This is a genomic window from Bacillus sp. ISL-55 (genome assembly GCF_018613155.1).
Classification (GTDB): domain Bacteria; phylum Bacillota; class Bacilli; order Bacillales; family Cytobacillaceae; genus Mesobacillus.
In genome coordinates, this window is record NZ_JAGGQU010000001.1 from 1,848 (window position 1) to 26,997 (window position 25,150).

Below are 25,150 nucleotides of genomic sequence, written 5' to 3' on the forward strand. Positions count from 1 at the left end.
GTCGGCTATACTTTTCGATTTTGGCCCTGCCAATGAAGTCAAAGAACGACTTCACTGTCAGGTCCTCCAGCGCTTGTCGGAGTTGGACAGTCGCCTCCGCTTTTCTTTATCCAGCTGCAGCGCCTAGCCCCTCGAGACGTTTCGGTCCGCCCAATGAAGTCAAAGAGCGACTTCACTGGTCGGTCCTCCAACGCTTGTCGGGGCTGATCAAGGCGCTTCCGCTTTTATATCTATAAACATCTTATCATTTTTTTGGACAGGGCTGAATAAGCTTTCTTTAGAGTAGGACAAACAAGGAGGAAGTGTGATGGCCCCATGAAGTTCCATGAGATGAATGAAAATGAAATAGCTAGTGCCTTAAGAACAGATTTTACAGAAGGATTGGAAGAAAAGGAAGTAAAACGCAGACGTGAACAGCATGGATATAATGCATTGGACGAAGGGGAGAAACAATCGGCCCTATTATTGTTCTTCAGCCAGTTCAAGGATTTCATGGTACTGGTGCTCCTTGCAGCAACTTTGATATCAGGCCTTCTCGGTGAAATGGTGGATGCGATCGCCATCATTGCCATTGTTCTTGTAAATGGTATTTTAGGGTTTTTCCAGGAAAGAAAGGCGGAAAAATCACTTGATGCCCTGAAAGAGCTTTCTGCTCCGCAGGTCCATGCTTTGCGTGATGGAGAATGGGCCAAGATTCCATCAAAGGAAGTCGTACCTGGTGACATCCTTAAATTTATAAGCGGGGACAGAATTGGTGCGGATATCCGCTTGATTGAATCCAGAAGTCTTGAAATTGAAGAGTCAGCGCTTACCGGAGAGTCAGTCCCAGTTCAAAAAAACACAAGTCCGTTGAGGATTCCTAACCCTGGACTAGGTGATATGGAGAATATGGCGTTCATGGGTACGATGGTTACAAGGGGAACTGGAACTGGTGTTGTTGTTGCTACAGGAATGAAAACAGCAATGGGCCAGATCGCTGACTTGCTCCAGACGGCCGAAACACAGGAAACACCCCTGCAGCGCAGACTGGAACAGTTGGGCAAAATCCTGATAACAGCAGCTCTTTTCTTAACACTATTGGTAGTAGGGATTGGAGTCCTTCAGGGGCATGATTTATATACGATGTTCCTTGCGGGCGTCAGTTTGGCAGTTGCCGCCATTCCTGAAGGACTTCCTGCAATTGTAACTGTGGCATTGTCACTTGGTGTCCAGAGAATGATCAGGAAGAATGCAATCGTCAGGAAGCTGCCGGCTGTAGAGACACTAGGATGTGCGTCTGTCATTTGTTCTGACAAAACAGGTACGATGACGCAAAACAAGATGACGGTCACTCATCTTTGGAGTGGCAATAAAACCTGGACAGTCGACGGTGTAGGATACTCACCGACAGGGTTGTTCTATCATAATGACAAAAGCGTGGACCCTCAAAATGAAAAATCACTGCAGCAGCTGCTGACATTTGGCATGCTTTGCAACCATGCAGAAATGATTGACAAAGATGGTGAGTACGCAATTGATGGTGACCCAACTGAAGGTGCTCTGCTGGTTGCCGCAATGAAAGCTGGCTACAGAAGAGAGAATTTGCTCAACCAGTTTGAAATTGTAAATGAGTTCCCGTTTGATTCCCGGAGAAAAATGATGAGCATGATTGTGAAAGATCAAACTGGACGTAAATTCGCTGTTGTAAAAGGCGCACCGGATGTCCTGATTGGATTAAGTGATTCAATCCTTTGGGACGAAAGGCAGCAGCGCCTGACAAAAGACTTGACTTCTAAAGTCCAGGGGGCGATTGACGAGCTGGCGGGCAACGCATTAAGAACGATTGCAATTGCCTTCAAACCGATTCCTCAAAACACTGTAGTCCTTCATGAAAATGAAGCCGAAAAAGACCTGGTTTTCATCGGATTGCAAGGTATGATTGATCCGCCGCGGCCTGAAGTGAAGACAGCGGTAAAAGAATGCCGCGATGCCGGCATCAAAACAGTGATGATTACGGGTGATCACGTTATTACAGCAAAAGCGATTGCGAATCAGTTAGGTATTTTAACCAAAGGCAGCAAAGTATTGGATGGAAAAGCGTTATCAGAGATGTCCGTTTCTGAGCTGGAGGATATCGTCGATGATGTCTCCGTTTTTGCGCGAGTTTCGCCAGAACATAAACTAAAGATCGTCAAGGCATTGCAAAACAGAGGACATATCGTCGCTATGACAGGCGATGGCGTAAACGATGCACCAGCAATTAAGGCTGCAGATATTGGTGTGGCTATGGGGATCACAGGTACAGATGTAGCGAAGGAAGCTTCTTCACTCGTGCTTCTCGATGATAACTTTGCCACTATTAAAGCAGCAATAAAAGAAGGCCGTAACATCTATGAAAATATCAGGAAGTTCATCCGCTACCTCCTGGCTTCCAATGTCGGGGAGATATTGGTCATGCTTTTCGCGATGATCATAGGTTTGCCGCTGCCATTAGTGCCGATTCAAATACTCTGGGTGAACCTGGTAACAGATGGCCTGCCTGCGATGGCATTAGGTCTGGACCAGCCTGAGGAAGATGTCATGAAAAGGGCTCCTCGCCATCCTAGGGAAGGGGTATTTGCCCGGGGATTAGGCTGGAAGGTCGTTTCAAGAGGCTTCTTGATTGGCTTAATGACTTTGTTCGCATTTATGATTGTCTATAATAGAAATCCGGATGACCTGGCATATGCACAGACGATTGCGTTTACTACTCTCGTGATGGCGCAGCTGATCCATGTATTCGACTGCCGGAGCGAAAAGTCAATCTTTGCCCGCAACCCGTTTGAGAACAAATATTTAGTTTGGGCCGTCATTTCATCGTTGGCCATGGTCCTAGTGGTTATTTATTCACCTGCCTTGCAGCCAATATTCCATACCGTTCCAATCCTGGCAGTTGACTGGTTATTAATCCTTGGCTTATCGGCAATTCCTACATTTTTGCTTGCAGGAACATTTTTTGCAAGAAAAACAAAGAGAAATATGATATAATCCGTTAGGTAATAGAGAAGGCTCTATTGCCTTTCTTTTTTTTTGTAATACTTTCGTGCACTTACTGTTAAAAGTTTGTGAAAATGAATACATTCCTGGTCTCGAGATTTCCACTCGAGGTGAGGGAGAGAAAAAACAAGTATTAGAGATTACATAAATGAATAAGCCTGTTCCAATGGTATACAAGAAACTCGACTTTTTAGAAAGCTCTTTTCTCATTGGCTATAAAATAGGATTAAGTGACCTATGTTCATTCACAAATTCTAAGATTATTAGGAGAAAAGAGCTTGCACACTTAATACCGAACTGCAAAATGGCTTTTATCACGTTAAAATCGGCTTTAGGATTTTAACAAAAATCTTTACGAAAACAGCCTTTTAGAAAGAATGGATGTGTCTGAAATGGTCGTCAGTATGACTGGGTTTGGAAGGAGCCGGGCTGAATCTGAGAGGTTCAGTGTCACAGTCGAGGTAAAAACGGTCAATCACCGCTTTTGTGAATTCCATATTCGTATGCCCCGGCAGCTCCTGAAAACGGAAGAAAAAATAAAGAAGAAACTTGGCGAACACATTAAAAGAGGGAGAGTCGAAGTGTTTGTAACTTTGGAGGGCGAAGGCATAGTTAGCCGAAGTGTACATATTGACTGGAAAGCCCTGGACGAATTAGTCCATCACATATCAGAAATTAAAAACAGGTACAGCATGACGGGCGATATTGAGCTCCGTGATATTGTCAGCAGAGAAGAAATTATCCATATTGAGGAAATAGAAGCTGAAAATGAAGAACTTGAACTTCTTGTCCTTTCTGCCGTTGAGGATGCAGGCAACCAGCTGGTCCAAATGCGCAGGCTGGAGGGAGCAGCACTTGAAAAAGATGTATTGCAGCATATCGAACTGCTAAAAGAGAACATTTCAAGCGTCAACAAGCTGGCGCCGAATGTTGTGGAGCAATACCGCGAAAGGCTTCATAAGAAAATGGCTGAATTTATGGATAGCCAGGCAGATGAGGACAGAATCCTCACTGAGGTTGCCTTCTTTGCAGATAAAGCTGATATCAGTGAAGAGATTGCCCGGCTTGAAAGCCATGTAAGTCAATTCAAAGATATAGTGAAGGCGAATGAGCCTCTTGGCAGGAAACTTGATTTTCTGCTTCAGGAAATGAATCGCGAGGTCAATACGATCGGTTCCAAGGCGAATGATTCAAGAATTGCCAGGGAAGTTGTCGAAATGAAAAGCCTCCTGGAAAAGGTTAAGGAACAAGTGCAAAATATAGAGTAGCGTTTAGAAAGGGTCTTTAAAGGCCAAAATAAATAACTGATGATTGGGGGACCATCATGGCAATAAAGCTTATAAATATAGGCTTCGGCAATATTGTTTCAGCTAACAGGATCATTTCGATCGTAAGTCCTGAATCAGCTCCAATAAAACGGATCATCCAGGACGCTCGCGACCGGGGATCGTTAATAGATGCTACATACGGAAGAAGGACGAGGGCTGTCATCGTCATGGACAGCGATCATGTCATTCTCTCTGCGGTACAGCCGGAAACGGTAGCTCACCGTCTGAATGACCGTGATGATATTATTGATGAAGGGTAGGACTAATTAATGCAGGAAAAAGGTTTGTTGATTGTTCTTTCAGGACCATCAGGAGTAGGCAAAGGCACAGTCCGGAAAGAATTATTTTCCCAGCACGATACAGCGTTTGAATATTCCGTGTCCGCGACAACGAGGCTGCCGCGTGAAGGTGAGCAAAATGGAGTGGATTATTTCTTCAAGACAAGGGAAGAGTTTGAAGAGATGATCAGGGAGGACCAATTGCTGGAGTATGCGGAGTTTGTTGGCAATTACTATGGGACTCCAGTTGAGTACGTCCGCGAAACGCTTGATGCGGGAAGGGATGTTTTCCTTGAGATTGAAGTTCAGGGAGCAAGCCAGGTAAGGAAGAAATTCCCCGAGGGACTTTTCATTTTCCTTGCTCCGCCCAGCCTTTCAGAGCTTGAAAACCGGATCGTGACACGAGGCACTGAAACGGAAGATATCATCAAAGGCAGGATGAAAGCTGCAAGAGAAGAACTCGAAATGATGGAATTATATGATTATGTGGTTGAAAACGATCATGTTGAAAACGCAGCCGACCGAGTTAAGTCAATCGTTGTGGCGGAACACTGCCGCAGGGAACGCGTTCAACATCGTTATAAAAAAATGCTGGAGGTAGAATAAATGCTTAATCCTTCTATTGACTCTTTAATGACTAAAATTGATTCGAAATATTCATTGGTATCGGTTGCTGCAAAGCGCGCGCGCAGCATGCAGGTGCACATGGATGCTAAGCTAGATAAGTATGTTTCCCACAAATTCGTCGGCAAGGCACTTGAAGAAATCAACGCAGAAAAGCTTCACTTCAAGACAGCAGGAAGCCATGAAGAGTTAAATATCAACGAATAACACCGCGATAACAACCTATTTATTGGGTTGTTATTTTTTTGTTTGGGCCTTTATGGGACATAGAAAATTCTATAAGCCCGAAACGGGGTTTCTGCTGATAAAAGGTCCTATAGAAATATTCTATAAGCTCGAAACGGGGTTTCTTCTGGTAAAAGGTCCTATAGAAACATTCTATAAGCCCAAAACTGGGTTCTTGCTGGTAAAAGGTCCTATAGAAACATTCTATAAGCCCGAAACGGGGTTTCTTCTGGTAAAAGGTCCTATAGAAACATTCTATAAGCCCGAAACGGGGTTTCTGCTGGAAAAAGGTCCTATAGAAATATTCTATAAGCCCGAAACGGGTTTTTTTCTGGTAAAAGGTCTATTGAAACATTCTATAAGCCCGAAACGGGGTTTCTGCTGGAAAAAGGTCTTATAGAAAAGTTCTCAAGTGCCAGCGATATATTATAGTAGCTGCCTTGCCTTTTCCATGCTTAATCTGTGAAAAAATGTTATAGTTCAATCATAATGATAGTTTGTTGTAAAATGGGGGTTCTCTGACATGCTGAACGGTAAAAAAATTCTATTATGCGTGACCGGTGGGATCGCTGTATATAAGGGTGCTGCACTGACGAGCAAGCTTACACAGGCTGGCGCTGAAGTGAAGGTAATCCTGAGTGACTCAGCGTCTAAATTCGTAACTCCGCTCACTTTTCAGGCATTGTCCAGAAGTGAAGTTTATACAGATACATTCGATGAGAAAAATCCTGAAAATATCGCCCATATCCATTTAGCAGATTGGGCTGATTTAATTATAATTGCTCCGGCAACTGCCAACATCATCGGCAAGCTTGCAAATGGGATTGCTGACAATATGATTTCCACTACACTTCTTGCAGCGACTGCACCAGTGTGGGTGGCTCCAGCGATGAATGTACATATGTACCAGCATCCTGCAGTCCAGAAAAACATGGAGACTTTAAGAAGCTTTGGTTATGAATTCATTGAACCTGGAGAAGGATATTTGGCATGTGGATATACAGGTAAGGGCCGTCTTGAGGAACCTGAGACAATCGTAGAACTAGCAGGCCAATTTTTTAATAACCGGGGCAGGGAACTTTCGGGGAAAACTCTTTTGATTACTGCAGGCCCTACAAGGGAAAAAATCGATCCTGTCCGCTTTCTCACCAATCATTCAACGGGCAAAATGGGGTATGCATTAGCAGGAGAAGCTGTGAAAATGGGAGCAAGAGTGATCCTTGTATCTGGTCCAGTCAACCTCGAGCCTCCAGGTGGAGCTGAATTGATCAAAGTTGAAAGTGCTGAGGAAATGTATCAAGCTGCCTTGGAGCATTTTGCGGAAGTCGACGTCCTAATCGGTACTGCGGCAGTTGCAGATTACCGGCCGAAGTATATATATGAAGAGAAAATGAAGAAAAAAGAAGGCGACCAGGCTCTTGAGCTGGAAAGAACGAAGGATATCCTCTTTGAGCTTGGTCAAAGGAAAAAGGACCAGGTGATTGTGGGATTCGCAGCTGAAACAAATGATGTCGAAAACCATGCAAAGGGCAAGCTTGCCAAAAAGCACGCAGACATGATTGTGGCGAATAACGTAAAGCAGGAAGGGGCAGGATTTGGTGCTGATACAAATATCGTCACCATTTACAAAAAGGATGGTGCGAACATCGCCCTGCCTTTGATGCCAAAAGCAGATGTAGCCCGTAATATCCTTACCGAAGTTGTCCAATTGTTAAAAAAGGATGAAAGCTTATGAATATAGCAAGCGTTATTGTCGATGTGCCTGCAAAGCAAACCGACAAAACTTTTGACTATAAAATTCCTGATAAATACAAAGATGTGATTAAGCCTGGGACAAGGGTGATCGTCCCCTTCGGTCCCAGGAAAATCCAGGGCTTTGTCAGGGATCTTAAAGCAGAGTCGAGTTTTTCGAAGCTGCGGGCAATCATCGAACCTCTTGACCTGACACCGGTATTGAATAAGGAGCTTCTACAGCTGGGTGACTGGTTGACTGAGCATACATTAAGCTATAAAATTTCCACTTATCAGGCAATGCTTCCAGCAGCATTAAAGGCTAAATATGAAAAGAAAATTGTCCTGGCAAAAGGAACAGAGTTAACCGACCTGTCTGGGAATTTAATAGAGTTATTCAGAGAAACTAGAGAAATTAAATGGGAGGATGCCGTTTCGAATGGGCTTGTCCAGCAACTTCAAAAGGAAGCGGCGTCTGGCAGGGTAGATGTTGTTTACCAGGTAAAGGACAGGGTACGGAAAAAGCTGCTCAAGCATGTTTCCCCAGCAATCGATACTGAACAGCTGATGGAGACACGGGATAAACTTCCGCCACAGGCGTCAGGGCAACAATCTGTACTCGACTTCTTCCTTGAACATCCGGAGCCTGTGGAACAAAGGCTGATACTCTCCACTCTCGGAATCTCCCAGGCATCAATTCAATCACTTGTTAAAAAAGGTATACTGAAAGTTGAAGAACTTGAAGTATACAGGGATCCATATTCAGAACGGGAATTTGAACGGAAAGTTGCTCTGGAACTGACAGAAGAGCAGGAAAAGGCTATTAGCCCGATTCTTTCTGCAATTGAAAAGGATTTGCATGAAGTCTTCCTATTATATGGTGTTACAGGCAGCGGGAAGACGGAAATCTATTTGCAATCCATCCAGGAAGTCTTGAGGAAAGGCAAGGAAGCGATTGTGCTTGTGCCGGAAATTTCATTAACGCCGCAAATGGTCACGCGTTTCAAAGAGCGGTTTGGTGATTTGGTTGCTGTCATGCACAGCGGCCTGTCGGCTGGGGAGAAGTATGATGAATGGCGGAAAATCCAGCGCAAGGAAGTAAAAGTTGTTGTAGGAGCGAGGTCAGCGATCTTTGCCCCATTTGAGAATATTGGCATCATCATCATCGATGAAGAACATGAAACAAGCTACAAACAAGAGGAAAACCCGAGATACCATGCAAGGGACGTGGCGATTCAGCGTGCTAAAACAAATGCTTGTCCAGTTGTCCTTGGCAGTGCAACACCTTCACTCGAATCATTTGCACGGGCGCAAAAAGGAAGGTATACTCTGTTATCCCTGCCAAAGCGGATGAACAATCAGGCGCTCCCAACAGTTGAAATCGTCGATATGCGAGAGGAATTGCGGACGGGAAACCGGTCTATGTTTTCGGAAAAGCTTTTTGAAAAGATAAAAGACAGGCTTGAGAAAAAAGAACAAACTGTCCTGTTTCTGAATAAACGCGGGCATTCGTCGTTTGTGATGTGCCGTGATTGCGGATATGTCATGAACTGCCCGCATTGCGATATTACGCTGACATACCACCGTTATAATGAGCAGATGAAATGCCATTATTGCGGCTATGAAGACAGGGTGCCGACCATTTGTCCTGAATGCAACAGTGAGCATATCCGCTATTTCGGGACGGGGACTCAAAAGGTTGAGGAAGAATTGTTAAAATTGATTCCTGAAGCGAGAATTATCAGGATGGATGTCGATACAACCGGCAGGAAAGGCTCGCATGAAAAGTTACTGACTGCTTTTCAGGAGGGTCAGGCGGACATTTTACTCGGAACGCAAATGATTGCTAAAGGATTGGATTTTCCAAATATTACTTTAGTAGGTGTTCTTTCAGCTGATACAATGTTGAATCTGCCCGACTTCCGGTCCTCGGAAAAAACATTTCAGCTTTTGACGCAGGTTAGCGGGAGGGCTGGAAGACACAAGCTTCCTGGCGAGGTAGTGATTCAGACTTATACTCCTGAACATTACAGCGTTGAGCTTGCCGGGACACAGGATTACGACCGGTTTTACCAGCAGGAGATGCTGATCCGGAAGGTTCATCAGTACCCGCCATTTTATTACCTTTCCCTGGTAACTGTCAGCCATGAAGAATTGATGAAAGTAGTATCAGTTACGGAAAAGATCGCAAAATTCATCTCCTCAAGGTTGACGAATGAAGCAGTCGTTCTGGGTCCTGTAGCATCACCAATCCCACGGATCAACGATAGATATCGCTATCAATGTCTGATAAAATACAAAAAGGAACCAGAACTTAAAAATGCCTTAAAAACAATACTGGATCATTACCAGCAGGAAACAGGTACTGGAGCATTGCAGATTTCTGTCGACCTGAACCCTTATATTCTGATGTAAGGATATTTTTAAACTTTTGCATTGATTGCTGCTTTCCTAGCAATAAAGTTTACGGAATGAGCCTACAGGAAAGTTTACGAAAAAAGATGATTGAACAAGCTAATACTAATATTTAAATGGATTTATTGGAGGATTTATTTTGGCAGTAAGAAAAATAGTTAATTACCCAGCAGACATTTTGGAACAGGAATGCGACAAGGTCACAGTTTTTGATAAAAAACTGGCAAAGCTGCTGGATGACATGTATGATACAATGATTGAATTTGATGGTGTCGGCCTGGCCGCTCCTCAGATAGATATAAAGAAACAGATTGCAATTGTCGATATCGATGATGAGCATGGAACGATTGAAGTGATCAATCCTGTGATTCTCGAAACTCGCGGTGAGCAGACTGGTCCTGAAGGATGCTTAAGCTTCCCGGGATTATACGGAGAGGTCACTCGCCCCAACTATGTGAAGGTAAAAGCACAGGATCGCAAAGGGAAAAGCTATGAATTAGAGGCAGAGGAGTTTTTGGCAAGAGCGATCCTGCATGAGATTGACCATCTGCACGGTGTGTTATTCACTACTAAGGTGTCAAAATATATCGAAGAAGCTGAGTTAGAGGAGTTGAACCAGGAATGACAAGAATCGTATTTATGGGGACTCCGGACTTTTCTGTACCGGTTTTGAGAAGATTGGTCGACGAGGGCTATGACGTTATAGGAGTTGTTACCCAGCCTGACCGCCCAGTTGGCAGAAAAAGGGTCCTGACACCGCCTCCTGTTAAAGCAGAAGCGTTGAAACATGGCATCCCCGTTTATCAGCCAGAGAAAATCCGCCAGCAGGAAGAGCTGGATAAAATCCTGGCACTTAATCCGGAATTAATTGTCACGGCTGCGTTTGGACAAATCTTGCCAAATCAGCTCCTCGAGGCACCGAAATATGGCTGTATCAATGTCCATGCATCTCTTCTGCCAGAGCTTCGCGGTGGTGCACCCATTCACTATGCCATCATAGAAGGAAAAGAAAAAACAGGAATAACGATCATGTATATGGTTGAAAAGCTGGACGCTGGCGATATCCTGACTCAGGTAGAAGTACCAATTACTGAAACAGATACAGTTGGAACATTGCATGATAAAATGAGCGCAGCTGGTGCAGACCTTTTGTCAGAAACGATTCCAAAGCTGCTAAAAGGGGACATCACTCCTGTTCCACAAAATAATGAAGAAGCTACATTTGCATGGAATATTAAGCGCGAACAGGAAAAAATCGATTGGAACAGAGCTGGCGCCGATATTTATAACCATATTCGCGGTATGAACCCTTGGCCTGTTGCCTACACCACTATGGATGGATCGGCCATGAAGCTATGGGGGGCCGAAAAGGCAAACCATAAAGGAAGCGACCAGCCTGGGACGATTGTGAAAGTTGAAGAAGATGGTTTTGTTGTTGCGACTGGGGATGAAACCGCAATTAAAATCACAGAACTTCAGCCTGCCGGCAAGAAAAAGATGGATGCCAAGAATTTTCTGCTTGGGGCAGGGTCAAACTTAGAGCCAGGTGTTAAGTTAGGAGACATCAATGAGTAAAAAGAAAAATGTAAGAGATACTGCATTGCAGCTCCTGGAAACAATTGAAAAGAATCAGGCCTACAGCAATCTGCTCTTGAACAGCGCGATAGAAAAAAATGAAATCAGTCCAATCGATGTTGGGCTGCTTACAGAATTGGTATATGGCACGCTTCAGCGTAAAATGACCATCGATTTCTACCTAAAGCCTTTCATCGAGAAAAACAAAAAGCTTCAAAGCTGGGTCATCAATCTGCTTCGCATGACGGTTTACCAGATGGTTTACTTGGATAAAATTCCGGAAAGAGCGGCAATTTTTGAAGCGGTGGAGATCGCAAAACGAAGGGGACATAAGGGAATTGCCAGTCTTGTGAATGGAGTGCTCAGGAGCATCCAGAGAAACGGATTACCTTCCCTTGATTCCATTGCGGACCCTGCGGAAAGAATATCCATTGAGACCAGCCATCCATTATGGCTCGTAAAAAGGTGGGTAGACCAATTCGGTGAGGAAAAGACACGGGAAATGTGTGAAGTGAATTTAACTGCACCGCTGCAGACAGGCAGAGTCAATCTGACGAGGATTTCTCGTGATGAGTGCCTCGAGCTTCTGGAGGAAGAAGGTTTTGAGGTAGAGCCGAGTCCGATTCTGCCAGAAGCAGTTAAGTGTCTGAGAGGCAATCTGGCCTCATCTAAAGCTTTCAAATATGGGTTGTTGACCATCCAGGATGAAAGCTCCATGCTGGTTGCAAACGCGCTGGGCATTAAAGAAGAAGAAGTTATTCTTGATGCATGTGCTGCACCTGGTGGGAAAACTACTCATATCGCCGAGAAGCTTGGAAATAGCGGGAAGGTGATTTCACTTGACCTTCATGAGCACAAGGTGAAGCTTATCTCTGAGAATGCTGAGCGTTTGGGTCTAGAAAATATCGAAGCTCAAAAAATGGACAGCCGCCAGGCAGCCACCCATTTTGAAAAAGAGTCAGTTGACAGGGTATTGCTCGATGCTCCCTGCTCTGGTCTTGGAGTAATGAGACGAAAGCCGGATATGAAGTATACTAAGAAAGAACAGGATTTATCACAGCTGCAAACCATTCAGCTGAGCCTGCTACAATCAGTCGCCCCGCTCTTGAAGGCTGGTGGCACACTGGTATATAGCACATGCACGGTTGACCGAGAAGAAAACCAGGAAGTAATCGAAAAATTTTTACGCGAGCATCCGGAATTCGAAGGAGATACAGCATTTGCAGAAAGAATGCCAGAGGCTATCAAACCATTGATCAATGGCTATGATGTGCAAATTCTTCCGCAGGACTTTGGCTCTGATGGGTTTTATATTGCTTGTTTAAGAAAGAAGGTGGAATAACATGGAACAAGAAAAAACAACTAGAAATGAAGCAACCGAAGTTACAGCAAAAAGGTCCATTTATTCACTTCAGCTTGATGAACTGAAGGATTGGCTGAAGGATCAAGGAGAAAAACCGTTCAGGGCAGAACAAATATATGACTGGCTCTACAAAAAAAGAGCAGCTTCTTTTGAAGATATGTCCAATTTGGCTAAACCTTTGAGGGACAAGCTAGAAGAGCATTTTGTCCTGACGACCCTGAGTACAATCATCCAGCAGACATCATCTGACGGGACTATCAAGTTTTTATTTGAATTGCAAGATGGAGTATCAATTGAAACGGTGCTCATGAGGCATGAGTATGGAAACTCTGTCTGTGTTACAACACAGGTTGGCTGCAGGATCGGCTGTACTTTCTGTGCATCCACCCTTGGCGGTTTGAAGAGGAACCTGGAAGCAGGAGAAATCGTTGCCCAAGTCGTAAAAGTACAACAGGCACTAGACGAGACAGACGAGAGAGTAAGTTCAATTGTTATCATGGGAATCGGTGAACCATTCGACAACTATGACCATATGCTTTCTTTCTTGAAAATTATGAACCATGACAAAGGTATGAATATTGGTGCACGCCATATTACGGTATCTACAAGCGGAATCATCCCTAAGATTTATCAGTTTGCGGATGAAAATATGCAAATTAACTTTGCTATTTCCTTACACGCGCCAAATAGTGAATTGCGCAGCAGGCTGATGCCAATCAACCGTGCATATAAGCTTCCTGATTTAATGGACGCTGTCCGTTATTATGTGAACAAGACAGGAAGAAGAATCAGCTTTGAATACGGTCTGTTCGGGGGAGTCAATGATCAGGTTGAGCATGCAGAAGAGCTTGCACAGCTGGTTAAAGGTTTGAAATGCCATATCAATTTAATTCCGGTCAACTATGTACCTGAACGTGATTACGTAAGAACACCAAAGAGCCAGATCTTCAAGTTTGAACGTACTCTTCGCGACCGTGGAGTGAATGTGACAATCAGAAGAGAACAAGGGCATGACATTGAAGCAGCTTGCGGACAACTTCGGGCGAAAGAAAGAAAAGAAGAGACGAGGTGACAAGATGAAAGCTGTTTTCATGACAGACAGGGGAAAGGTCCGCCTGCATAATGAAGACAATGGCGGCATCTTTGTAAATCCTCACGGTCAGCGCCTTGCCATCGTAGCAGATGGCATGGGCGGCCACCGTGCGGGGGATGTTGCCAGTGAAATGACAACCAATCACTTAAAAAACCTTTGGGGAAATTCAGCTCAGATACATACAGCAGAAGAAGCAGAAAAATGGATGCAAGAAGCGGTTTTGCAAGTTAACAAAGAAATTTTCGAGCACTCTATGAAAAATACCGAATGTGAAGGTATGGGCACGACAATCGTGGCAGCCATTTGTACGAATCTGTTCGCTACCATCGTAAACATTGGGGACAGCCGTTGTTACTTATTGAACGAAACTGGATTCAAACAGTTAACTGAAGATCACTCGCTTGTTAACGAACTCGTTCGATCCGGACAAATTTCCAGGGAAGATGCAGAACATCACCCGCGGAAAAATGTCCTCTTAAGGGCGCTCGGAACTGAAGAGTCCGTTGATATGGATGTGAAAACAATCATCTTTGAAGAGGAAGATGCATTGCTGCTTTGTTCAGATGGCCTTTCCAATAAAGTAAGCCAGGAAGAAATGGAAAGTGTCATAACTAACAAAGAAATGTCCCTAGAAGATAAGGCGGAAGAATTTATCAAAAGGGCAAACCAATATGGCGGCGAAGATAATATTACTCTTGCTATCGTCGAATACCAGGAATTCAACGAGGGCAGGTGAAGAATATGATCATCGGAAAAAGAATCAGCGGGCGTTATAAGATCAAGGGTATGATTGGCGGCGGAGGCATGGCGAATGTCTACCTTGCCCATGATATGATTCTCGACAGGGATGTAGCGGTCAAGATGCTGCGTCTTGATTTTGCCAATGATGATGAATTCATCCGAAGGTTCCATAGAGAAGCGCAATCCGCAACAAGCCTTGCTCATCCAAATATCGTCAGTATTTATGATGTCGGAGAAGAGGACGGGCTATACTATATTGTGATGGAATATGTCGATGGACAGACATTGAAGCAGTACATACAGCAACATGCGCCTGTTCCGGTTGAAGAAGCCCTGGACATCATGAAGCAGCTTACTTCGGCGATTTCAAATGCCCACCATAACCATATTGTCCACCGGGATATCAAGCCACACAATATCCTGATCGACAGCAGCGGTACAGTGAAAATTACTGATTTCGGGATTGCGATGGCTTTGAGTGCCACCAGTATTACTCAAACGAATTCAGTGCTGGGTTCTGTTCATTATCTTTCTCCTGAACAAGCAAGAGGCGGCATGGCGAACAAGAAATCGGATATTTATTCGATTGGAATTGTCATGTTTGAATTGCTCACCGGCAGGCTGCCGTTTTCAGGTGAATCTGCCGTTTCCATCGCCCTGAAGCATTTACAGTCCGAGACTCCTTCCTTAAAGAGATGGAATCCGCAAATCCCTCAAAGCGTTGAGAATATTGTCCTTAAGGCGACTGCGAAGGATCCATTCCATCGCTATGATAATGTCGATGAAATGGAAGATGATTTGCGAACTGCGCTTGACTCAAAGCGTTTGAATGAAGGAAAGTTCGTCATACCCGAAGACGATGAAGCAACAAAAGCGATACCACTCATAACGAATGACCGGCCTTATCATAATCTTGATGAAACAATCGTACGGAAAGATGCGCCTGCTTTTCAGGAACCAAATGGAAAGCCTGAGAAAAAGAAGAAAAAGAAATGGCCAATTATCATGACGGTTTTGTTTTTGTTGATCCTGACTGCGGGAATAGTAATGGTGACAATTGGTCCTGACATATTCGGGCCGAAGGAAAAGGAAGTGCCTGACGTAAGTGGCATGGAAGTAGAAGAAGCAGTCGCTGACCTCATGTCCGCTGGGTTTATTATTGGGGATAAGAAGGAAATTAGCGACGATGAAGTCGAAGAAGGAAATGTCATCCGCACTAATCCTAAAGCAGGAAAGATGATCAAAGAAGGCAATAAAATTGACTTGTATATCAGTACTGGTAAAGAAACAGTGGAGTTGTCGGATTATACCGATAGGAATTATGACGATGTGTACAAATTGCTGGAAGGCAAAGGCTTCAAGGATATAAAGAAAAACGAAGTGCATGACGATAGAGAAGCGGGTACTATCCTAGATCAAAATCCTTCTGGTGGTGAATCGGTGATTCCTGAGGAGACAACTTTGGAGTTTACGGTTAGCAAGGGACCTGAATTGGTGACATTGCGAGAGTTGAAAGGATATAACCAGGACAACCTCGATGTATATGAAGAAACAACTGGCCTGGTGATTGAGAGAACTGAGGAGTCGTATCATGATACGATAGAGGCAGGATACGTCATTTCCCAAAACCCTGAAGCCGGCACTCAACTGCCGCCAGGGAGTAAGGTAAGTGTTGTTATTTCCAAGGGACCTGAGCCATTGCCTCCTAAAGAAAAAACAATTGAGATTACCATACTATATCAGCCGGAAGAAGAAGGAGTAGCACAGGAGGTAAAGATCTATATTAGTGACATGAATCGTGATGAATCTGTTCCTGCAGAGGCCTTTAAGATCACTGAGGATACAACCCGTAAACTCACTTTTATGATAGCACCAGGCGAAGAGGCTTATTATCGAGTGACGGTTGACGATGAACCTTATAAAGAGGATGGAGTTCCTTATCCACAAGACTAACAGACAGGGAGTGTTGCTATGCCTGAGGGCAAAATTATCAAGGCGCTGAGCGGTTTTTATTATGTTGCGAATGAGGATGGAGTTGTCCAATGCCGAGGTCGCGGGGTTTTCCGCAAAAACAAGGTAACACCGCTAGTAGGTGACGAGGTTGTTTTCCAGGCTGAAAATGACACGGAAGGCTATATCATGGAAGTCAAAGAGCGGAAGAATGAGTTAGTCCGACCTCCAATCGTAAATGTGGACCAGGCAATCCTTGTTTTTTCAGCTGTGGAACCCGATTTCAGCTCAGCCCTGCTCGACCGGTTTTTAGTTCTTGTTGAATATAACCATATCGAGCCACTCATCTGCATTACAAAAATGGATTTAACCAATAATGAACAAAAGTCTCGACTTGAGGAGTACGCAGAGGATTATCGGAAAGCAGGCTATGAGGTGATTTTCACCTCCTCTGAAACTTCAGAAGGTCTGGAAAAATTAAAACCCCATATTGAGGGGAAGATCTCAGTATTTGCTGGCCAATCAGGTGTTGGAAAGTCATCATTGCTCAATGCGATCCGTCCGGATCTGGAATTGAAGACCGATGATATATCTTCACATTTGGGCCGGGGTAAGCACACGACAAGACATGTCGAGCTGATTACCATCAATAATGGACTAGTTGCGGACACGCCTGGTTTCAGTTCTCTGGAATTCACCGATATTGAGGCTGAAGAGTTGAATTCATGCTTCCCGGACATTTCTGAAATCAGTGAGGATTGCAAATTTAGGGGGTGCCTTCATATGGCTGAACCTAAGTGTGCAGTTAAAGCGGCAGTCGAGTCTGGAACTCTCCCTGAATACAGATATTCGCATTATAAGGACTTTTTGTTAGAAATCAAAGATAGAAAGCCGAGGTACTGAACCATGGTTAAAATTGCACCTTCAATCTTGTCAGCTGACTTTGCCCGTTTAGGCGAAGAAATCATGGATGTCGAGCGCGGTGGAGCGGATTATATTCATGTGGATGTAATGGACGGGCATTTCGTGCCGAATATTACGATTGGCCCGTTGATTGTCGAGGCGATCAGGCCGGTGACGAAACTTCCGCTTGATGTCCATCTGATGATTGAAAATCCTGACCAATATATTGAAGCATTTGCTAAAGCTGGAGCTGATTACATCACGGTCCATGTAGAAGCAAGCAGGCATCTGCACAGGACAATACAGTTAATTAAATCCACTGGTGTTAAGGCAGGAGTTGTCCTGAATCCGGCCACTCCTGTCGACAGCCTTAAGCATATTATCGAGGATATTGATATGGTGCTGCTTATGTCTGTCAATCCAGGATTTGGCGGCCAAAAATTCATTTCCTCCGTACTTCCGAAAATCAGGCAGGTAAAAGAGCTCGCAGACTCAATGAACCCTGAAGTTGAAATCGAAGTTGATGGCGGAGTGAACGAAGAGACAGCCAAACTTTGTGTTGAAGCAGGAGCGAACGTTCTTGTAGCCGGTTCAGCTGTTTTCAATAAGGAAGACAGAGGAGCTGCAATTGCAAGCTTAAGATAATAAATAAAGCCAGCCGTAACAGCGGCTGGCTTTATTTAGCTTACTGATTGATTTAATAAAAACTGATTCTTGATTTGTAAAAAGGAGATTTTCTTCATGAAAATAAACTTAGTAGCAGGAGGGCCGGCAAACCTGATACCGGATTTCCATATGTATGATGGAACCGACGTAATCTGGGTTGGGATTGATAGAGGTGTATTCTATTTATTGAAAGCGGGATTCATTCCAGCGGCAGCTTTCGGAGACTTTGACTCTGTTTCAGAAGCAGAAATGGCTGAAATAGAAAAAGTGGTTACTGACCTGAAAAAATTCAAGCCTGAAAAAGACGAGACAGATATGGAGCTGGCTTTAAATTGGGCTCTTGAACAGGAAGCAGAATCCATAACGATATTTGGCGCAACCGGGGGAAGGCTTGACCATTTAATGGCCAACATCCAGCTTCTGGTCAAACCTCTCCAGCAGGGTTCTGCACTCCATATCGAAATGATTGATGCGAAAAACATTTTATTTGTTAAAAAACCAGGAAGCTACACCGTCAGCAAGCTGGATGAATATAAATATATTTCCTTCCTCCCTGTAACACCAGCAGTCTCTGGGATGACGCTGAAAAATTTCAAATACCCATTAAATGACTGTCATATTCCTATGGGGTCGACACTATGTATTAGTAATGAACTTATTAGAGGTCATGGTACTTTTTCATTTTCTGAAGGCATATTATTAGTTGTAAGGAGCAAGGATTGATGGTCTTCTTGCAGAGCTCTACTCATGAAATTGAATTCACGGATTTACATCTAAGGAGCAATTTTTGCATACCCGGGAATATACTATACGGATGCAAAAAGAAGACTGGTTTGCGAGAGATGGTGAGGAGGGACGGTATGAGATTCTATACAATCAAACTACCTAAGTTTTTAGGTGGCCTCGTACGGGCAATGTTAGGTGCATTTAAAAAGGATTAGAAACGATAAAGATAATTAAAGCAGGAAGGTATATGAAAGCTCTTTGGCACCCTGAAACAGGGGTGCTATTATTTTTGCCGCCAATTGGGAAGAATGATAATGGAGACGGATTAATTAAGTTGCACAAAAATAAAAAAGGCACCCTCATGGATGCCGTGCAGTTTCCTGCCGGCTGCTGGAGCCGGGCAGAACATCTGCGACTTTTTTTAATTAAACGCGCTCAACTTTACCTGATCTTAGAGCTCTTGCAGATACCCAAACACGCTTAGGCTTACCGTCTACAAGAATACGTACTTTTTGAAGGTTAGCACCCCATGTACGCTTGTTAGCGTTCATTGCGTGAGAGCGTGCGTTACCAGAACGAGTTGATTTACCAGTTACTACACATTTACGTGGCATATGATTTCCCTCCTAACTGACAAAAGCTGATACTATTGTTTTGCTGCAATTATTTGCATATCGTCAGAATTGCGAATTAATCAGGATAACCTCTTCTCTGACATACTTTAATAATTTATCATAGAAATTTACCATTTGCAATAGTTCTGGTGAAAGCTATAAAGAAAAAAACCTTGACATATAGTTTAGATTCTTGCTGAATAATAAAGGGAAGGGCAGAATAACTTTAAAAATTGATTGGTTTATAGTAAAATAACTGTAGCATAACGCTATTTTTCCAAAGGGGGAACGAATCATGTCCATCGAGCTAAAAACGAAGTACGGACAAATTGATATATCAAATGATGTCATTGCAACGATCGCAGGCGGCGCAGCAGTTGATTGCTATGGTATTGTCGGGATGGCTTCAAAGAATCAGATCAAGGACGGATTGACAGATATTTTGCGCAGGGAGAATTTCACTCGCGGAGTAATCGTTCGCCAGGAAAATGAAGAAGTACATATCGATATGTATATTATTGTGAGCTATGGGACGAAAATTTCCGAGGTTGCCCACAATGTCCAGTCAAAGGTAAAGTACACTCTTGATAAAACTGTAGGGCTGGCAGTTGACTCGGTCAATATTTACGTTCAGGGTGTTCGTGTAACGAACCCGTAAGAGGAGGAAAGATTTGTGTCTATTAATGTTCTAGACGGAAAACGTTTTGCGGAGATGGTCATCCAGGGCGCCAACCATTTGGCGGCGAATGCCAAGTATGTTGACGCGCTGAACGTCTTCCCTGTTCCTGATGGAGATACGGGAACAAATATGAATTTATCCATGACTTCCGGAGCTAAGGAAGTAAAGAACAATGTACAGGAGCATATTGGGAAGGTGGGTTCCGCGCTTGCTAAGGGCCTGCTTATGGGAGCAAGAGGAAACTCCGGTGTTATCCTTTCCCAGTTATTCCGTGGGTTCGCAAAAGCAATCGAAAGTAAGCCGACTGTGAACTCTGTAGAGTTTGCCGCTGCGTTGAATGCAGGTGTTGAAACAGCTTATAAGGCTGTCATGAAGCCTGTGGAAGGCACGATTTTAACAGTAGCGAAGGATGCTGCCAAGCATGCTGTAGCTGTTGCCAAGAACCATGAAAGCCTTATTGGTTTGATGGAAGAAGTGCTGAAAGAAGCGAAGGCATCATTGAACCGGACGCCAGACTTGCTCCCGGTCCTTAAGGAAGTAGGAGTAGTCGATAGCGGCGGACAGGGTCTTGTATTCGTTTATGAAGGTTTCCTTGCAGAATTGAAGGGCGAAAAGCTTCCTGATTCCCCATCTGCAATGCCGAACATGAATGAGCTTGTCAGCGCTGAGCACCATAAGAGCGTTCAGAGCCACATGAATACTGCGGATATCGAATTCGGCTATTGTACTGAATTCATGGTTAGGCTTGAAGGGAAAGAAGCATTTTCTGAGGAAGATTTTCGCCAGGACTTGAGCAAATATGGAGATTCTCTTCTCGTTATTTCAGATGATGAGGTTGTAAAGGTACATATCCACTCAGAGCAGCCTGGAGAGGTTCTGACTTATGGACAAAGATACGGAAACCTGATCAATATGAAAATTGAAAATATGCGCCAGCAGCATACTGATATTGTCGGAGAATCGACAACCCCTCTTCGAACACAGGCTAGTGAGCCAAAGAAAGAAAAGCGTGAATACGGAATCGTTGCTGTCTCAATGGGTTCCGGAATTGCAGAGCTTTTCCGCAGCATTGGAGCCAATGCGGTAATCGAAGGCGGTCAGACAATGAATCCGAGTACAGAGGATATCATTAGGGCAATCAAAGAAGTAAACGCGCGCAAGATAATCATCCTGCCGAATAATAAAAACATCATCATGGCCGCTGAGCAGGCTGCTGAGGTAGCGGAGGAAGAAGTGGTAGTCATTCCTTCAAAGACTGTTCCTCAGGGAATGACAGCATTGCTATCCTTTAACCCATCAGCTGAAGCTGGTAACAATAAAGAAGCAATGACTGAAGCCATGCAGCATGTGAAAACAGGCCAGCTGACATATGCTGTCCGTGATACAAGTATTGACGGCCTGGAAATTTCAACAGGCGATTTCATGGGTCTGGCCGATGGGAAGATCATCCTGAAGGATCAGGATAAAGTCAAGGCGGCCAAGGATCTGTTGGACCAGATGCTTGATGAAGACTCTGAAATCCTGACGATCCTAAAAGGTGAAGACGCTTCAGATGAAGATGTTAATTCCATCGTCGAGTTTGTTGAAGACAATTACGGCGATGTGGAAGTTGAAGTCCATAATGGAGAACAGCCATTATACGCCTTCATCTTCGCGATTGAATAAATTTTCCGGCAGTGCTGATTCTCATGCTGGACAAATAAAATCGTAAATATGATACTAAGAAATAGAAGGGGATTCCCCTTCTATTTCGTTTTGTATAAAAGGGATTTTTCCCTATTTTTATTAATAGAGAGCACTAATAAATGTGAAAAGTTAAACGTAATATTTGCATTGCCCGAAAATGAGTTGAGCAGGTGAAAAGGGTAGAAGCAGAGGTCCTGCATTGCCCTAAAATGAGTTGAGCAGGTGAAAAGGGTAAAAGCAGAGGTCCTGCATTGCCCGAAAATGAGTTGAGCAGGTGAAAAGGGTAAAAGCAGAGGTCCTGCATTGCCCTAAAATGAGTTGAGCACGTAAAAAGGGTAAAAGCAAAGGTCCTGCATTGCCCGAAAATGAGTTGAGCAGGTGAAAAGGGTAAAAGCAGAAGGTCTGCATTGCCCGAAACTGAGATGAAAAGGTGAAAAGGGTAAAAGCAGAGGTCCTGCATTGCCCGAAAATGAGTTGAGCAGGTGAAAAGGGTAAAAGCAGAGGTCCTGCATTGCCCGAAAATGAGTTGAGCAGGTGAAAAGGGTAAAAGCAGAAGGTCTGCATTGCCCGAAACTGAGCTGAAAAGGTGAAAAGGGTAAAAGCAGAGGTCCTGCATTGCCCGAAACTGAGCCGCACAGTCAAAAAAGGTAAAAGCATGACTCCAGAAACAGCGTGAGGAGGGGAGCGGCAACACCGATTGGCCAGGAGCTGGGGGCCAGGATTTTTCGGTATACCGCGCTTGATATTGTGAATGAACAACTAAAACAACCAGTAACAGCAGTTAAAGGGATTGGCAATGAAATGGCGGAAACTCTGGCAGATATGCAGATCAGGACTGTCGGTGACTTGCTTGAATACTTCCCGTACCGTTACGAGGATTATCGCCTGAAGGATCTGGCGGAAGTCAAGCATGAGGAGAGAGTCACTGTTGAGGGGACCGTACACAGTGAACCGTCAGTTGTATACTATGGTCGCAAAAAGAACCGTTTGACAGTGAGGCTGCTTGTTGGACGTTATTTAATCATTGCTACATTCTTTAACCAGCCGTATCTAAAACAAAAAATAAATGTCGGTGAAACCATCTCGGTTACAGGGAAATGGGATCAGCACAGGCAGACGATCACCGCCACTCAAATGTCGGTAGGTGGGCAAGGAAAGAGCCAGGATTTTGAACCAGTTTATGCTGTAAAAGGAAAAATGACCGTAAAAACGATCAGAAGGCTGATCAAGCAGGCTTTCTCCCAATTCGGACATGAAATAGGAGAAATTTTGCCAGCGGAACTTCTGCAGAAATACAAACTGCTTAATCGCAGGGATTCGCTGAGAATTATGCATCTCCCTTCTGATTCTGAGGAAATGAAGCAGGCGAGAAGAAGATTTGTTTACGAGGAGTTTCTCTTATTCCAGCTTAAAATGCAGACATTGAGGAAGGTGGAGCGTGAACAGAGTCCGGGAATTGCCATTTCATATGAATTGGACAACCTGAAGTCATTCATTACAGGACTGCCTTTTCCATTAACAGGGGCACAAAAACGAGTGGTTAATGAAATCCTTGGTGATATGAAGTCGCCTTATCGAATGAATCGTCTCCTTCAAGGGGATGTGGGTTCAGGTAAAACAGTAGTTGCTGCGATAGCTCTCTATGCAGCAAAGTCCGCTGGTTATCAAGGGGCATTAATGGTCCCTACCGAAATCCTGGCCGAACAGCACTCACAGTCACTGACACAGTTGCTTGAACCATTTGGAATAACTGTTGCTTTGCTGACCAGCTCTGTTAAAGGCAAGCGAAGAAGAGAGTTGCTCGAACTGCTAAAACTTGGTGGAATTGACGTATTGATTGGGACACATGCTTTGATACAGGATGAAGTGGATTTTCAAAATCTTGGTCTCGTCATCACGGACGAACAACACCGTTTTGGCGTTGAACAAAGACGGGTTCTTCGGGAAAAAGGGGAAAACCCTGATGTTCTGTTCATGACTGCGACACCAATACCAAGAACTCTTGCCATTACTGTATTCGGTGAAATGGATGTCTCTGTCATTGATGAAATGCCTGCTGGCCGTAAAACCATCGAAACATATTGGGCCAAACATGAAATGCTTGAGCGAGTCCTTGCCTTCATGGAAAAAGAGCTATCAAAAGGAAGACAAGCCTATGTGATTTGTCCCCTTATTGAGGAGTCTGATAAGCTGGATGTCCAGAATGCTATCGATGTCCATAGCACATTGAGTTTTTATTTTAAAGAGCGTTACAAGGTCGGTCTTATGCATGGACGCCTACATTCAGATGAGAAAGATCAGGTCATGAAGTCTTTTAGTGAAAATGAGGTGCAAGTTCTCGTTTCGACGACAGTTGTCGAGGTAGGAGTCAATGTCCCGAATGCGACAGTCATGCTTATTTATGATGCTGAGAGATTTGGTCTGGCGCAGCTCCATCAATTAAGAGGCAGGGTCGGCCGCGGGAGTGACCAATCGTACTGTATATTGCTTGCAGACCCGAAAAGTGAAGTCGGAAAAGAGCGAATGAAAATAATGTCCGAAACGAATGATGGGTTTGTTCTTAGTGAAAAGGATTTAGAACTGCGGGGTCCAGGCGACTTCTTTGGTAAAAAACAAAGCGGACTGCCGGAATTCAAGGTAGCAGATATGGTCCATGATTACCGTGCGTTAGAAACAGCAAGGAATGACGCAACCTTGCTCGTCCAGTCAGAAGCTTTCTGGCAGGGTGAAAAATATAGATTATTGCGGGAGTATCTAGCGGAAACAGGTGCTCTTGCCAATGAGAAACTGGATTGACCTGACTGAATCTATTTACTCTTACAAGATTCATAGCATGGACGGAAGCAGATTCAGTTGTGAGTCTGCTTTCGTTTATTTGAGGTATATTTTTTTCTTGCAATCTTTTTTTGTAATATATATACTACTATTAGTACCTAGTCTTAATAGCTCGGGCGGTGTTAAATAAATGAAACGCAACAAAAGAGAACGGCAGTCGATGTTGACTGAGACGATAAAAGAAAATCCTTTTATAACGGATGAGGAACTGGCTGAAAAATTTACTGTCAGCATCCAGACAATAAGGCTAGATAGACTAGAATTATCTATTCCCGAACTAAGGGAAAGAATAAAGAACGTGGCAGAAAAACGTTTTGAAGATGAAGTCCGTTCATTGCCGCTTGAAGAAGTAATTGGAGAAATCATTGATATTGAACTTGACCATAGTGCTATATCCATACTTGATATAAAAAGTGAACATGTATTTAAACGAAATAAAATCGCCAGGGGCCACCACTTATTCGCGCAGGCGAATTCATTGGCGGTTGCAGTTATAAATGATGAACTGGCATTGACAGCTAAAGCGAATATACAATTCACAAGGTCGGTAAAAGAAGGTGAACGGGTAATAGCCAAGGCGAGAGTCGAAAAAATCGATGATGACAATGGCCGGACCCATGTAGAAGTGAAGAGTTATGTGAACAATGAGCTTGTTTTTAAAGGTGAATTTGAAATGTACCGTTCTAAAAATGAAAAGTAAGGG

At 43.9% G+C, this 25,150-nt stretch carries 24 protein-coding genes; 22 read left to right on the forward strand and 2 right to left on the reverse strand.

The features are described from left to right. Window positions 1-38: 38 nt before the first annotated feature. Window positions 39-176 carry a hypothetical protein gene (locus J7E32_RS00010; protein WP_214901845.1) on the reverse strand — a complete coding sequence of 46 codons (138 nt, stop codon included), beginning with the start codon at window positions 174-176 and terminating at the stop codon, window positions 39-41. A 139-nt stretch (window positions 177-315) separates the two neighbouring features. Between J7E32_RS00010 and J7E32_RS00015 the strand changes: the two genes are divergently transcribed. The 18 genes from J7E32_RS00015 to J7E32_RS00100 all read left to right on the forward strand — a co-directional run bounded on the left by J7E32_RS00015 (window position 316) and on the right by J7E32_RS00100 (window position 19,117). Then, complete coding sequence (locus J7E32_RS00015; protein WP_214901848.1) at window positions 316-3,006, forward strand: calcium-translocating P-type ATPase, SERCA-type; 2,691 nt, start codon at window positions 316-318, stop codon at window positions 3,004-3,006. Between the two features lie 401 nt (window positions 3,007-3,407). Then, complete coding sequence (locus J7E32_RS00020; protein ID WP_214902568.1) at window positions 3,408-4,283, forward strand: YicC/YloC family endoribonuclease; 876 nt, start codon at window positions 3,408-3,410, stop codon at window positions 4,281-4,283. 56 nt (window positions 4,284-4,339) lie between these two features. Further along, entirely contained in the window at window positions 4,340-4,603 is a 264-nt protein-coding gene (gene remA / locus J7E32_RS00025) for an extracellular matrix/biofilm regulator RemA (RefSeq protein WP_023614949.1), read from the forward strand. A 9-nt stretch (window positions 4,604-4,612) separates the two neighbouring features. Continuing rightward, complete coding sequence (gene gmk / locus J7E32_RS00030; RefSeq protein ID WP_102262146.1) at window positions 4,613-5,227, forward strand: guanylate kinase; 615 nt, start codon at window positions 4,613-4,615, stop codon at window positions 5,225-5,227. Beyond that, a complete protein-coding gene (gene rpoZ / locus J7E32_RS00035) occupies window positions 5,228-5,452 on the forward strand; it encodes a DNA-directed RNA polymerase subunit omega (protein WP_041965989.1) in 225 nt (74 codons plus the stop codon). A 541-nt stretch (window positions 5,453-5,993) separates the two neighbouring features. Further along, a complete protein-coding gene (gene coaBC / locus J7E32_RS00040) occupies window positions 5,994-7,205 on the forward strand; it encodes a bifunctional phosphopantothenoylcysteine decarboxylase/phosphopantothenate--cysteine ligase CoaBC (RefSeq protein ID WP_214901871.1) in 1,212 nt (403 codons plus the stop codon). Further along, window positions 7,202-9,616 (forward strand): primosomal protein N', encoded by a 2,415-nt coding sequence (gene priA, locus J7E32_RS00045; RefSeq protein ID WP_214901874.1) that lies wholly within the window; start codon window positions 7,202-7,204, stop codon window positions 9,614-9,616. The genes coaBC and priA overlap by 4 nt, the downstream gene beginning before the upstream one ends. 139 nt (window positions 9,617-9,755) lie before the next feature. Then, the gene (def, locus tag J7E32_RS00050) at window positions 9,756-10,241 is read left to right on the forward strand and encodes a peptide deformylase (RefSeq protein ID WP_214901877.1); all 486 of its coding nucleotides are present in this window, start codon (window positions 9,756-9,758) and stop codon (window positions 10,239-10,241) included. Next, on the forward strand, window positions 10,238-11,191 hold the full coding sequence (gene fmt / locus J7E32_RS00055; protein ID WP_214901880.1) for a methionyl-tRNA formyltransferase: 954 nt from the start codon (window positions 10,238-10,240) through the stop codon (window positions 11,189-11,191). Before def ends, fmt begins: the two co-directional genes overlap by 4 nt. After that, window positions 11,184-12,533 carry a 16S rRNA (cytosine(967)-C(5))-methyltransferase RsmB gene (gene rsmB / locus J7E32_RS00060; RefSeq protein ID WP_214901883.1) on the forward strand — a complete coding sequence of 450 codons (1,350 nt, stop codon included), beginning with the start codon at window positions 11,184-11,186 and terminating at the stop codon, window positions 12,531-12,533. Before fmt ends, rsmB begins: the two co-directional genes overlap by 8 nt. 1 nt (window position 12,534) lies before the next feature. Beyond that, the gene (rlmN, locus tag J7E32_RS00065) at window positions 12,535-13,626 is read left to right on the forward strand and encodes a dual-specificity RNA methyltransferase RlmN (protein WP_214901885.1); all 1,092 of its coding nucleotides are present in this window, start codon (window positions 12,535-12,537) and stop codon (window positions 13,624-13,626) included. A gap of 4 nt (window positions 13,627-13,630) precedes the next feature. Further along, a complete protein-coding gene (locus tag J7E32_RS00070; protein ID WP_214902570.1) occupies window positions 13,631-14,383 on the forward strand; it encodes a Stp1/IreP family PP2C-type Ser/Thr phosphatase in 753 nt (250 codons plus the stop codon). Window positions 14,384-14,388: 5 nt separating this feature from the next. Next, a complete protein-coding gene (gene pknB, locus J7E32_RS00075; RefSeq protein ID WP_214901888.1) occupies window positions 14,389-16,341 on the forward strand; it encodes a Stk1 family PASTA domain-containing Ser/Thr kinase in 1,953 nt (650 codons plus the stop codon). Between the two features lie 18 nt (window positions 16,342-16,359). After that, on the forward strand, window positions 16,360-17,241 hold the full coding sequence (rsgA, locus tag J7E32_RS00080) for a ribosome small subunit-dependent GTPase A (protein WP_214901890.1): 882 nt from the start codon (window positions 16,360-16,362) through the stop codon (window positions 17,239-17,241). A 3-nt stretch (window positions 17,242-17,244) separates the two neighbouring features. After that, window positions 17,245-17,886 carry a ribulose-phosphate 3-epimerase gene (gene rpe, locus J7E32_RS00085; RefSeq protein WP_214901893.1) on the forward strand — a complete coding sequence of 214 codons (642 nt, stop codon included), beginning with the start codon at window positions 17,245-17,247 and terminating at the stop codon, window positions 17,884-17,886. Window positions 17,887-17,982: 96 nt separating this feature from the next. Then, the gene (locus tag J7E32_RS00090) at window positions 17,983-18,630 is read left to right on the forward strand and encodes a thiamine diphosphokinase (protein WP_214901896.1); all 648 of its coding nucleotides are present in this window, start codon (window positions 17,983-17,985) and stop codon (window positions 18,628-18,630) included. Between the two features lie 137 nt (window positions 18,631-18,767). After that, entirely contained in the window at window positions 18,768-18,848 is an 81-nt protein-coding gene (gene spoVM, locus J7E32_RS00095) for a stage V sporulation protein SpoVM (RefSeq protein ID WP_023614935.1), read from the forward strand. A gap of 32 nt (window positions 18,849-18,880) precedes the next feature. Then, a complete protein-coding gene (locus J7E32_RS00100) occupies window positions 18,881-19,117 on the forward strand; it encodes a hypothetical protein (protein ID WP_214902629.1) in 237 nt (78 codons plus the stop codon). Here the strand turns inward: J7E32_RS00100 and rpmB are convergent. Continuing rightward, entirely contained in the window at window positions 19,059-19,247 is a 189-nt protein-coding gene (gene rpmB / locus J7E32_RS00105) for a 50S ribosomal protein L28 (RefSeq protein WP_023614934.1), read from the reverse strand. The genes J7E32_RS00100 and rpmB overlap by 59 nt on opposite strands. A 295-nt stretch (window positions 19,248-19,542) precedes the next feature. Between rpmB and J7E32_RS00110 the strand changes: the two genes are divergently transcribed. The 4 genes from J7E32_RS00110 to fapR all read left to right on the forward strand — a co-directional run bounded on the left by J7E32_RS00110 (window position 19,543) and on the right by fapR (window position 25,147). Then, the gene (locus tag J7E32_RS00110) at window positions 19,543-19,905 is read left to right on the forward strand and encodes an Asp23/Gls24 family envelope stress response protein (RefSeq protein WP_041965977.1); all 363 of its coding nucleotides are present in this window, start codon (window positions 19,543-19,545) and stop codon (window positions 19,903-19,905) included. A 15-nt stretch (window positions 19,906-19,920) separates the two neighbouring features. Then, complete coding sequence (locus J7E32_RS00115; RefSeq protein WP_214901899.1) at window positions 19,921-21,591, forward strand: DAK2 domain-containing protein; 1,671 nt, start codon at window positions 19,921-19,923, stop codon at window positions 21,589-21,591. A 768-nt stretch (window positions 21,592-22,359) separates the two neighbouring features. Next, entirely contained in the window at window positions 22,360-24,408 is a 2,049-nt protein-coding gene (recG, locus tag J7E32_RS00120) for an ATP-dependent DNA helicase RecG (protein ID WP_214902572.1), read from the forward strand. A 169-nt stretch (window positions 24,409-24,577) separates the two neighbouring features. Beyond that, window positions 24,578-25,147: a transcription factor FapR gene (gene fapR, locus J7E32_RS00125; protein WP_214901902.1), complete on the forward strand. Its 570-nt coding sequence runs from the start codon at window positions 24,578-24,580 to the stop codon at window positions 25,145-25,147. Window positions 25,148-25,150: the final 3 nt, after the last annotated feature.